At 71.2% G+C, this 12,417-nt stretch carries 3 protein-coding genes and 3 pseudogenes; 3 read left to right on the top strand and 3 right to left on the bottom strand.

The window, feature by feature from the left end; translation table 11 throughout:
• The 3 genes and pseudogenes from FL311_RS34170 to FL311_RS34160 form a co-directional block, all read left to right on the top strand.
• Positions 1-406, top strand: a pseudogene (locus tag FL311_RS34170) (hypothetical protein); the annotation flags it as partial.
• A gap of 557 nt (positions 407-963) precedes the next feature.
• Positions 964-1,935, top strand: a pseudogene (locus FL311_RS34165) (bifunctional methionine sulfoxide reductase B/A protein); the annotation flags it as partial.
• A 214-nt stretch (positions 1,936-2,149) separates the two neighbouring features.
• Positions 2,150-7,033 (top strand): hypothetical protein, encoded by a 4,884-nt coding sequence (locus tag FL311_RS34160; RefSeq protein ID WP_228557277.1) that lies wholly within the window; start codon positions 2,150-2,152, stop codon positions 7,031-7,033.
• A 16-nt stretch (positions 7,034-7,049) separates the two neighbouring features.
• Here the strand turns inward: FL311_RS34160 and FL311_RS34155 are convergent, their stop codons facing one another.
• The 3 genes and pseudogenes from FL311_RS34155 to FL311_RS34145 form a co-directional block, all read right to left on the bottom strand.
• Entirely contained in the window at positions 7,050-8,948 is a 1,899-nt protein-coding gene (locus FL311_RS34155; protein ID WP_141331884.1) for an ATP-binding protein, read from the bottom strand.
• Positions 8,949-8,958: 10 nt separating this feature from the next.
• Positions 8,959-10,939: pseudogene (locus FL311_RS34150) on the bottom strand (PAS domain S-box protein).
• A 54-nt stretch (positions 10,940-10,993) separates the two neighbouring features.
• Positions 10,994-12,417 (bottom strand): right-handed parallel beta-helix repeat-containing protein (locus tag FL311_RS34145; protein ID WP_141331881.1); only part of this gene is annotated, 1,424 nt, incomplete at its 5' end.

The following is a 12,417-nucleotide window of genomic DNA, read 5'->3' as shown; positions in this document are numbered from 1 at the left end:
GCCCCGGCCCGCCCCCACGGCGCGTCCGCGTCCTGCGGTGCCCACGGCGGCGAAGCCCGCGCCGGCCGCGCCCGAGGAGGATGACGAGGAGGTCATCGTCGGCGAGGAGCTTCCTCCGGGTGAGACGACGCAGCGCACGTCGCTGGCGGAGTTGATCCGCACGCGGGAGGAGCAGCGCAAGCAGAAGCGCGAGCAGTCCGCGGCGAAGCCCAAGCCCGCCTCGGGCGGCGGCGTGCTCGATGACCTGGACTATCTGTTCGGCCAGGCGCGCGAGGACCCGGACCGCGTCGAGGAGCTGGAGCGGAAGTTCTGGGCGCTGATGCGCATCATGGCGCGCAAGGGCCTGCTCACGAACGAGGAGTTCAGCCGCGAGCTGGACGACGAGGACAAGCCCCAGGAGGGCTGAGCCTCGTCGTCGTTCCGGGTGCTGGCACGGGTGTCGCGACAGCGCTCATCCGCGCCTCGAGGGGCCGCCCTCGCGACGCCGACCTCCCGCATCGAGGGCGACGTGCGTGTCGGGGAGCGCGGCGGGCTCGAAACGACCGCGGTATCACGTGAGCCTCGAAGCGCGGCGCCACGGCCGGTCCTCCCTCGACTCCCTGCGGGATTGGCGACGTGTCTTTCGCGGGCATGCGTGGCGCGGCGGGCTCGGTCGTCCGCCGGCTGTCCGGGGCGCCCGCGACACATGTGTCACCCCGGCTGAAACCGACTTCGGGCCCCGCGCGTAAGGGAACAGAACCCCCGCGCGTCGCGGCGTCACCGGAAGAGGTCTGCGCCATGTCGTCCACCTTCGTCGTCACCTCGCGTCGCGCTTCAGCGAGCGCCTCGCGGAGCCTGTGGTTATGCATGGCGTTCGCGGTGTTCGCGGCGTGCACCCAGGCGAGCGGCGCGGCCTCGGGAGGCGGCGCGCTCGAGTCGGGGACGCTCGCGGTGGCGAAGGACACCCGCCGCTACGAGAAGCCCTCGGACGCGGAGCTGCGCCGCACGCTCTCCCCTGTCGCGTACCAGGTGACGCAGGAGTCGGCGACCGAGCCACCGTTCCGCAACGCGTACTGGAACCACCACGAGGAGGGGCTCTACGTCGACGTCGTCACCGGGGAGCCGCTGTTCTCCTCGCGCGACAAGTTCGACTCGGGCACGGGCTGGCCCAGCTTCACCAAGCCCGTGGACACCGCCCGCGTCGTCGAGAAGCGCGACGAGAGCCTGGGCATGGTGCGCGTCGAGGTCCGCTCGAAGGCCGGCGACTCGCACCTGGGACACCTGTTCGATGACGGCCCGCGCCCCTCGGGACAGCGCTACTGCATCAACTCCGCGTCGCTGCGCTTCGTGTCGGTGAATGATTTGGAGAAGCAGGGGTACGGCGAGTGGCTCGCGCTGTTCGGCCGCAAGCCCACGAGCGCCGCGGCGCCGAAGGTCGACGTGGGCAAGGCGCTGGCCGCGTCCGGTGTCACCGAGACGGCGCTGCTCGCGGGTGGCTGCTTCTGGGGGATGGAGGACCTGCTGCGCAAGATTCCGGGCGTGCTCCAGACGGACGTCGGCTACACGGGGGGCTCGCTGGAGCGGCCCACGTATCAAGACGTGAGCACGGGCAGGACGGGACACGCCGAGTCGGTGCGAGTGGTGTTCGACCCCAAGGTGCTCAGCTACGAGACGCTCTTGGAGCAGTGGTTCTTCCGCATGCACGACCCGACGACGCTCAACCGCCAGGGCAATGACGTGGGCACGCAGTACCGCTCCGCCCTCTTCGTGCTCTCCGACAGGCAGTGGCAGGTGGCCGAGGCCGTGAAGGCCCGCGTCGACGCCTCCGGGAAGTGGAAGCGCCCCGTCGTCACGCAAATCGTCCGCGCCGGTGAGTTCACCCCCGCCGAGGCCTACCACCAGGACTACCTGGTGAAGAATCCAGGCGGATACACCTGCCATTACATGAGGGACTGAGAAACCCCGCGCCCTCGAGGCCGCTCGTACGCCCCAGAGCCAGGGAAAGCGTGAGAGCAGTTCGCGACTCAGGCTGGATGTTTCATGACCCGCCGAGCAGGCGAAGCGAGGTGGGTGCGAGTGCGGCTATGCTGGGTGGATGATCTGCCCAGTCTGCGCGCGACTTCGCGACGGGGCATCGGGGGAGTCATGCCAGGAATGTGGCAACGCCCTCGTGCCCGTCACCGAGCCGCACTTCGAGGCCCTCGTCAAGACGACGCTGTGGCGACACATCGCGTCCTGGCGCGACGGCGCGCTCATCGATGAGTCGACCGCGCTGCGGCTCGAAGGAACGCTGACGTCCGTCATCGCCGAGCCCGCGGTCGTCACCGCGCCGGAGGTCGTCCCCGTCGCGCCGCCGCTGGACCCCGCCGCGCGCGTGGAGGCCTGGGCGGACGGTGTCGCCGCGTCGGTGCGAGGCGCGGAGGGTTGGACGTGGGGATGGGCCGGAGCGCTCGCGCGCTCGTTGGACAACGCCGCGAAAGAAGAGCGTGAGCAGGCCGCTCGCCGCAAGCACGGGGACCGCGACGCGAGCGAGGACGACCTGGGCTCCGCGCTGGGCTCGGGACAGTCGCTCTTCGCGCGGGATGCCTCTGGAGCGCTGGGCGGCGGGCTGGAGGCGATGGTCGCGCTGGATGCGGAGCCCGCGAGCTCGGCCCGGCTCAATGATTTCATCTGGTGGTTCCTCGGCGCGGTGCTGGTGCTGGGCGGCTCGCTCATGGGCGTGCGCGAGGCCTGGCAGGCGCTGGGCGGCGTGCCCCGGCAGCTCCTCGTGACGGGCGCGCTGTGGGGCTACCACGCGGCCTTCATCGGGCTGGGGGTGTTCCTGTCACGCCGCTCGTTGCCCGTGGGCCGCGTGCTGTCGGGCATCGGGCTCGCGCTGCTGCCCGTGGCCTTCATCGCGATGTCCTCGCTCGTGGGCCTGTCGCTGACGGTGGGCATTCCGGTGGCGCTCGGAGTCACGGCCATTGGACTGGTGCCGCTGCGCTCCGCGGGCCGGTTGCTGTACGGGACGTCCGCGTCGGCGCTCGCGCTGGCCCTGTTCCCGTCGCTGCTCGCGGGACTGCCGTTGATGGGGCTCGACGATGCGCCGTGGGCGCGTGTGCTCTGCGCGTCGGTGGGTGTGGTGGCCCTGGGCGCCACGCTGTGGCGAGGGCGGGCCGCGAAGGACGCGAGCACGGTGCTGGTGTCCGCCTGCGCCGCGCTCTATGGCGCGCTCTGGTTGGCGGTGTTCGCCGTGGCGAGCGCGCCATCGGGCTTCGACGCGATGGAGCCGGGCGGCGCGTTGTTCGCGGGCATGACGCTCTGGACGCAGGGGCTCGCCACGGTGCTCGCGCTGGCCGCGACCACGGAGTTCGCGCGCGGGACGCATCCGCGACTGAGCGCGGTGGTCGAGACGGTGGCGCACGCGGTGCTGTCCGCCGGGGCGCTCGCGGGCGCGCTGGGTGCGTTCACCCTGGGCGCCGGGGATGACCTCCAGGTCGCCGCCGCATCGGCGCTCGCGCCCGTGGTGGCCGCCGGAGTCTTCTTCCTGCTCGAGTCGCGACGTCGGGCCCTGGTCCATCCGGCGGTCATGGCCACGCTGCTGTCGGGGGTGCTGGTGGCGCGCGTCGTGGCGCCCACGGATGCGGGCTGGTGGGTGTTCGGCGGCGCCGTGGCGGCGTCCGGGTTGATGTTCGCTTCACGCAGGTTCGCGGCGGCGATGCTGAGCATCAAGCTGCTGACGTGGAGCCTCGTCGCCACGGTGGCGTCGATGCCGCTGGTGGCGCGCTTCGAGGGTGAGAGCACGCCGTGGCCGCGCGTCCTGACGGGGCTGTGCATCGCCCTGGTCGCGCACGTCACGGGCGGCTGGCGCTGGCGCGCGCTGCATTACCTGGGAGGCATCGCCGCGCTCTTCGGCGCGCTGGCCTTCGTGGATGGAACCCCGGCGCTGACGGGAGAGTGGAGCCGACTGGCGGTCTTCGCGCTGCTGGCCACGCTTTACGGCGTCGTGGGGCACGTGCAGCTCGCGTGGGCGAAGCCGGCGGCTCCGCGCGACGCGTTGTTGCCGCTGGATGACCTCTCGATGGTGCTGGCCTCGGCGTGCGTGGTGCTGTCCGTCGCTGTCTCGCCGGTGGTCCCCGAGCTGCTCTCGGGACTGCCTGGTACGGCGTGGCTCGCGCTGCCCACGGCGTGGGCGTCCGCGGGGTTGCTCCTGCGAGCGCGGCGGGATGAGACCCGGCTGGTCACCATCCTGGCGGCGCTGGGTGTCTCGCTCGTCGTGTCGCAAGTGCTGGGGACCACGTGGGACTTCCAGTCGGCGCGGGCGGCGCTCGTCGCCGCGTCCGTGGCATTCGGCTTCGCCGTCTTCGCGGCCCTGCGTCCTCGCGAGCCCGTGGTGACCGACGGGACGCCGCCCGTGCGCGGCTTCTGGGGACGGAAGGCGTTCGACCTGGTCCCCCTCCCCCTGGGAGCGCGAGGGCTGTCGCTCTACACGGATGGCTTCGCCACGGTGGCGCTGGCCCAGGTCATCATCGCGACCCTCACGTTGACCCACTGGCTGACGCTGCCCTCCGACGCGGAGCGCGCGCTGTGCCTGCTCGCGGGAGGGATGCTCGCCGCGGTGGCGCTGCTGGCCTTCGTGTCGCGTGGGTTCGTGGACTGGCAGTTGCGTGGCACGGTGGTGGCGCTGGCGGCGATGGGTGGCTTCATCGCGCTGACGGCCATCATCAACCGCGCGGGTCGTCCGTTGCCTCCGGACATCGTGGCGATGCGCCATCCGCTCGTCGGAATCGCGCTGTGGGGTATTGCGCTTGCGACGCGGCGCTTCGGGCCGTGGGTGGCGGCGCGACTGGAGAAGCCCTCTCACGGGCCGCACTACCATCTGGTGCCACACGCGGGCGTGCTGGCGCTGGTGTTCGTCCTGATCAAGGGCGCGGTGCTCGTCGGGCTGCCGGACCCGTCTCGCGCGCTGGGCATCATCCCGCCGCTGATGGTGCTGGGCGCGGCGATGCTGATGTTGTTGCTCGCGCGCTCGTTCCGCTCGGTGCCGCTGGCGAACGTGGGGCTGTACCTGGGGATTCCAGGCGCGGCGCTCTGGGCGGCACGGCAGTCGCTGCTCGGGCCTTCTCTCGTGTCGCTGGCGCCACCCGATGGACAGTGGGTGCGAGCGGGCGCGGAGGGCTACCACTGGCTGCAGGAAGGCGCGTGGCTCGCGTCCGGGGATACGCTGTTCCTGCTGTGGCAGCGCGCGTTCGTGGGCATCGCCGCCGTGGGGCTCGTCTATGCCGCGGCCTCGATTCGTGGGCTGCCCGAGTCCTTCCGGCACCTGCTGCACCGTCGCGCGGTCACCACGGTGGTGCTCGTCAGTCTGGCGGCGCTCTTCCAGCCCGGGCTGATGGCGGCGGGGCTGGTCTTCGCCACGGGCGTGGTGCTGTTCGTCGGCGGGGCACGGACGAAGGGGCGCGGCGTCCTGGGAGCGAGCGTCCTCTTGTTGGTGCACGCGGCGGCGCATCGCGTGCCCATCCTCGAGGCGTGGCCGGGTCCGTTGCTGGCGCTGGTGGGGCTGCTGGTGATGACGGTGGGGCCGTGGGTGGTGGCGCGGCGCGGGTTGCCCGAGGGTCCGGCACGTATCCGGATTCAGCAGGCCATGGTGGTCTATCTGGTGGCCGGTGGGCTGTACGCGCTGGCGGTGAACGGTGACACGTCGCCGACGTTCGCGGCGCTCAACCTCCTGGGAGAGGTGCTCATCGGCCTGGGTGGGACGTGGATGGTGTCACCTGCCTTCGCGGTGACGCTGGCGCTGTCCTCGGCGGCGGTGATGGTGGCGGCGCTCCGCTGGAAGGGCGCGTTCGCGTCACTCGTCGCGGCGGTGGCGACGGGGATGATGGGGGCCACGGTGGTGGCCTCGGTGATGACGTTCTTCACCATCCGCGCGAGCCTGTCGGGCCCCTGGCTTCGTTATGACGACCTGTTCTCGGTGCATGGCGCGGCGCTCGCGCTCGCGGCCGCGGGAGCGGTGGCGGCGATGCAGGCGGCGCAGCGCTGGTCGCGGACTCGACGGGCTGACATCGCGGGCGGGATGACGTGGGGGCGCGACGGGTGGCTGGTGACGAGCGGGCTGATGCTCGCGCTCTTCGCCGTGGTGGGGCAGCCGTCCGACGAGGCGCTGCGGCTGGCCATCGCGGCCATCGGTCTGTCGGTGCTGGTGGCGCTGCACTGCGCCTGGGTGGAGCACACGGGGCGGCACGTTTACTTCGTGCAGCTCGCGGTGGTGGGCGTGTACGCGATGGTGCGGGCGCTGTACGCCTCCGGACTTCGGGCCGAGCACGACGCGCTCTTCGCGCTGGCGCTGGGCTTCGTGTTGGTGGGCGTGACGGTGATGGCGCGGCGCGCGGGGGTGAAGCCGGTGGAGGCGGCGACGCGCAGGTTCGCGGCATTGCTGCCTCTGGGTATGGCGATGGTGTTGCCGGGAGAGGCGACGCGGGAGGCGGCGCTGCTCGCGGGTGGCTCAGGTCTGCTGTACGCGGCGCTGGGCGCGGTGGAGCGCAGCCGGATGTTCGGCGCCTTCGCGGCGGCGGCGTGCAACCTGGCGCTGCTCATCGCGGCGCTGGCCTTCGGACTGGAGGGGCTGGAGATCTACCTGGCGCCGCTGGGGTTGTTGCTGCTGATGCTGGGGCAGCTCTTCACGGAGAGCCTGCCGCACGCGGCGCGCAACACGGTGCGCATTTTGGGCGGACTGCTCCTGTACGTGCCTGCCGCGTCGAAGCTGGCGATGAGCGTGGGCCAGTCGCCGGATGGGACGTATGCGCTTGTCTTCGGCGGTGTGTGCCTGTTGGGCGTCGTGGTGGGCATGGCGCTGCAGATTCGCGCGTACCTGGCGCTGGGCACGCTGTTCCTCACGCTGGACGTGGTGGCGAACCTGCTCGACGCGGGCCTGAGGGACCATCGCATCGGCTTCCTGGTGATGACGCTCGCGGGCCTCACGCTCATCGGCGGTCGCATCCTGACGACGATGAAGCGTCAGGAGTGGGAGCTGCTGGTGCGCAAGGTCCGCGTGGAGCTGCGCGGCTGGGACTGAGCAAAGGCGGCCGCTGTCACTCCACGGGCAGCGGCAGTCGCACCGAGAACGTGGTGCCCGCGCCCACGGTGCTCTCCACCGTGAGCCGGCCACCGTGGTTCTCCACGATGCCCTGGCAGATGGACAGCCCCAGCCCCGTGCCCTTCCCTTCCGGCTTCGTCGTGAAGAAGGGCTCGAAGATGCGCTGCAGGTGCTTGGGGTCGATGCCCGTGCCCGTGTCTCGCACCGACACCACCGCCTCCTGACCCTCGCGCCTTGTCGAGAGCATCACCGAGCCGCCCGGCGGCATCGCGTGACACGCGTTGGTGATGAGGTTGACGAACACCTGCACCAGATTCGCCCGCACGGCCGACAGCGGCGGCAGCTCCGAGTACTCCCGGTGCACGCTCACCCGCGCCTGCCCCACCACATGCTCACAGAAGCCCACCGCCATGTCCACCACGGCGTTGAGCTGCACCCGCTCCGGCCGGTCCTGCGCCGGCCGCGCATAGCTGACCAAATCGCGCGTGAAGCGCAGGATGCGATGGCTGCTCTCCAGAATCTTCCGCAGCTTCTCCTGGTCCGCCGGGTTCGCACCCGGGGTCGTCCGCGAGCGCTGCAAAAGCGCGTCCGCGTACGTGGCCACCGCCGTCATCGGGTTGTTGATTTCATGCACCACGCTGGCCGCGAGCTGCCCAATCGACGCGAGCTTCTCCGCGTGGATGATGCGCTTCTCCAGCTCCTTCACCACCGTGATGTCCTGGCCGATGGCGATGACCCCCTCCACCTCGCCGTGGTGCGCCAGCATCGACGACGTGGCGAAGGACACCCGCACCTCGTGGCCCTCGCGCGACAACAGTCGCGTCTCGAAGCTGTTCACCGACTCGCCGCGAATCGCCGCCGCGATGACCTGCGACAGCCGCAGATGCTCGCTCTCCGGCACCAGCCAGAAGATGTCCTTGCCCAGCACGTCTTCCTTCCTGAAGCCCGTGAGCGCGCTCAGCGCCTGGTTGAACACCACCACCTGCTTGTCCCGGTTGGCGACCAGGATGAGCGCGTTCGCCTTCTCCAGCAGGTCCTCCAGGTACTTGCGCACGAACGTCAGCTCGTCGATGAGCTTCGCGTTCTTCACCGCCACCGCCACCTGGCTGGCCAGCTGCAACAGCACGCGCTCGTCGTGCTGCACGTCCGCGTCCAGTCCCTCCGGGTACTCCATGTTGATGGCGCCGAAGAGCTGCCCGCTCGCCACCAGCGGCGCGCTCACGCCATGCGTGCTCCCGACGAAGAGCAGCGGCACCTCGCCCAGCACCGTCACCCGCCCCGGCGGCAGCGCCGCGCGCCCCAGGTTCAGCTTCTCCACCGCGCGCTGCAGCAACACCAGCGGCTCGTGCGCGCCCTCCTTCAGCCGGCCCTCCGCATAGAGCGACGTCAGCCCGCCCGTGCGCGAGTCGGTGATTCGGATGCAGAACGAGCGCCCGGGGAACAGCTCCTTCACCCCGCGGGCCACCGCGGCCACCAGCTCCTCCTCGCCTCCCGCCTCCGCCACGCTGCGGCCCAGGTCCAGCAGCACGCCCTCCGTGCGCGCCTGCTCGAGCAGCGCCCGCTCCGCCACCACCAGCCGGTTGCGCGCCAGCTCCGGGTCGTTCCTCGCCCGCACGGCGACCACGTCCCCCCGCCTGGACAGCGTCACCACCGCGCCCGGCTTCCCGGCGAACGGCAGCTCCACGTCGCAGCTCGAGTTGTCCACCGGCACGCCCACCAACGACAGCGTGCGCGCGACGTCCTCCACCGTGACGTGGTGGTCCGCGCAGAAGCGGTGGAAGGCCTCGTTGACCGCCAACAGCCGCAGCGTCGGGTCACACAGCGCCACGGGCGCGTCGAGCGCCTCGAAGAACGCCTGGAAGGACTCGGGCCCTGGGCCGCCGGGGATGCGCATGGCGCGGGTCTCAGTCTTCATGGGAGGTCGCCTTGTCCAGGTCGAGAATCTGCTGCTCCCCCATGTAGGCCTTGGTCTCGTAGCGGGTGATCTTCCCAATCTTCCGGACGATCTCCGCCATGCGCTCCGCCTCGCGGTAGATGATGTCCACCGGCTTCCAGGCGAAGTCTTCTTCCTTCAGCTTGCGCTTGAGCAGCTCCGCGTACCCCATGACCGAGGTCAGCGGCTGATTGAGCTCGTGCGCCGCGGTGCCGGCGAGCGCGACGATGACGGCGCTCTTCTCGCTCTCCTCCAGCCGCGTCTCCGCGTCCGACAGCTTGCGCTCCAGCTTCATCCGGTCGCGCATGTCCGTGAAGATGCCGACGCTGAACGCCTCGCGTCCGCCCTCGTACACGATGGACGCCGTCATGTTCACCGGCACCCGCTCACCGGTGCGGTGCACCAGGTCCTCGCGCGTCAGCGACATGCGGCCCTTGCCGCCGTGCTCCGCCCCCCCTGAGCGTGGCCATGATTCGCCGCGCCACGCCGGGCGGATAGAGCTGCTCCACGGTGAGGTTCGCCATCGCCTCCTGCGCGGTGTAGCCGCACAGCGCCTCCGCGCCCTTGTTGAAGAGGATGATGCGCCCCTTCAGGTCCGCGGCGATGATGGCGTCCACCGACGAGTCGATGAGCCGCTCCAGGAAGTCCTTCGTCTGGCGCAGCTCGTCCTCCAGCCGCCGCGCGTCGGTGACGTCGCGGAACGACAGGATGGTGGCCGCGTCCTCGTCTCGCAGCGGCGCCGCCGACATCGACAGCGTCAGCTTGCGCCCCGTGGCCGTGCACACCTCCACGTCCACGCCCGAGCGCGCCTCGCCGCGCGACGCCGCCGTCACCAGCTCCATCAGCACGCCGTCGTCCACCGGCTGCGTCACCTGGTGCAGGTGCCGCCCCCGGGCCTCGGGCGCCGGATAGTCCAGCATCGCCGCGCCGGAGGGGTTGAGCGACAGCACGCTCGCCTTGTCGTCGAGGATGGCCACCCCCTCGCTGACGTGCGCGAAGAAGAGCTGGTAGGGCTTGAATGACGCCGCCTGCTCCTCGGCCGCCAGGCGCGCGGTCTTCTCCGCCTCCGTCTGCCCGCGCACCAGTTGGAGCACCGACGCGTTGCGCAGCGCCACCGCCGTGGCGTGCGCCACCGTGGTGAGGAAGTCGATTTCGCGAGGCGTGAACGTCCGCCGCCGTCCCGCCGCGCGCAGCAGCAGCACGCCCCGCACCTCGCCCCGGATGGGCAGGGGCAGCGCGGCGATGGCGTGGATGCCCCGGGCCGCCACCGCGCGCCGCTCCACGTCGCCGAGCAGCGGATGGGTGGGCGCCTCCTCCATCACCACCGGGCGACCGGTGCGCACCACCTCGCGAATCTCCGGGTAGCGCGACAGCTCGATGCGCAAATCCTTGAGCGTCGGGTCATCGCTCGCCGCGACGATGACGCCCTCGTCCGCGTTGCGGCCGAGCATCACCAGCGTGGCGCGCGCGATGTCCAGCTTCTCCGCCAGACGCCGGGTGACGCCGTGCAGGAGCGCCTCCACGTCCGACGTCTCGGCGTAGTCCGCCGTCAGCTCCAACAGGAGCGACAGGTCCTCCTGACCGCGCTCCTGGGCCTCGCGCTCCAGGTGTCGTCCGGCGGCGCGCTGGAGGCGGAAGATGAGCTCATGCGCGGCCACCGGCACCGTGAGCACGTCCGCGGGGCGCAGCGGCTCGGCGGCGGCGAAGCCCCGCTCGGAGGGCTCCACCAGGGCCACCAGGGTGACGTGCGAGGCGCGCGGTGAGTCGAGCAGGGCCTGGAGGTCCGGGCCACCGCCCAGCGCGGTGAGGTCCACCAGCACCAGGGCGGCGCCCTCCATGCCGTCCACCACGCGCAGGCCGGCGCGCGCGGCGGACGCGGCCAGGAGCTCCCGCGCGGGCGAGGCCGGAGGCACCAGCGTGATGCCAAGAGCGAATTCCAACGGAGACGGCACGTGGAGGGTCGGGGCGGTAGGGGGGACGGTGCCCACTCTACACGCCCCGATGCCTCAGGGGCAGTCCGACTCGAATGCCCCCAGGTCGGGGGCCGTGCCACAGAAGGTCAATCCCAACCCCAGACCCGCGTTGCGACCCGCCGAGTTCGCTCCCAGACGGAAGTCCCCGGTGTCGATGTTGACGAAGGCCGGGGTCTTCTCCAACGAGCGCTTGTCCAGCCCCGTGCGAGAGCGCCAGTCCGCAAGCCCCGTGTCCGAGCCATCCACGTTGAACACGGCCGCCCCCGACGTGCGGAAGAAGAGGTTGCCGTCCATCACCGCGCCCGAGCGCCCCGAGCCCGCGCGCACATTCACCGCGCAGCCCGCGAACACGTTGTTGCGCACGTCCAGGCTGGCGCTCGGCCCGGTGTCGCCGTGGCCGAAGGTGAGGCACGGCCCCGGCATGTTCCACACCGTGTTGTGCTGCACCTTGACGTCGTGGGTGGTGTCCACACGGATGCCGCCGCCGTCCTCGCCGCCGCCCAGGCCGTCGCGGATGAGGTTGCGGCGGATGACGATGCGCGCGGGCGGCCCGTTCACCCGGTTGCCGCCGACGTTGATGGCGCGCCCGTTGCCGTAGAGCACGTTGTCCTCCACCGTCACGTCGGACGCGGACAGGTGGATGACGATGCCCTCGCCGCGCGAGGACGACGTGGCCTTGTGACCCCAGATGATGTTGTTGCGCAGGGTGACGCGGGTGCACGTCTTCACGTCCACGCCGTTCTCCCGGTTCTCGTGCAGCTCGTTGTCCTCCACGAGCAGGTTGTCGAACGGGGTGCCGGACACGGTGGCGCCGCCCTCGGGGCCGATGCACTGCACGGCGTCGCCCGAGTTGTGGTGGATGTCATTGCCGCGCACCACGACGTTCTTGGACGTCGTCTGGACGATGACGCCGTGGCTGTCGCTGCTGCCGCGGTTGAAGTGGGAGATGGTGTTGCCCTCGATGAGGATGTCGTGGGCCTTCTCCGACACGTTGAGCCCCGCGCCCGCGGTGCCGTTCTTCGCCACGCAGTCGCGCAGCACGCCGTGGTGCGCGGCGCTGCCCCGCCACAGCACGGCGAAGGTGGAGCTGCCCGCCGCGTCCAGCGTGAGCCCCTCCACGTTCCAGTACGCGCCGCGCACGTCCACCAGCGCGGACTCACCACTCGGCTTCACCACGGGCGCGTGGCCCGGCGCCGCCTTCACGGTGAGCCGCTTCGCCTCGGAGCCTCCTCGCTCCTCCAGCTTGAGGCGCTCGGCGTAGTTGCCCGTCTTCAGATAGATGGCCTCACCCGGCGCGATGAGCGTCAGGGCGCGCGTCACGGTGCGCAGAGGCGCGTTCTCGGTGCCGGAGGCGCTGTCGCTGCCGGAGGGCGCCACCCAGAGGATGCGCGTGTAGCTGGGCTTCGGCGGCTCGGGGGGCGGCTGCGGCTCCGGCTCCGGCGTGGGCTCTTGGGGGG

Origin of the sequence: Myxococcus sp. AB025B (assembly GCF_006518215.1) — a bacterium.
Taxonomy (GTDB): Bacteria; Myxococcota; Myxococcia; order Myxococcales; family Myxococcaceae; genus Myxococcus; species Myxococcus fulvus.
This window is presented reverse-complemented; position numbering and strand designations above follow the sequence as displayed.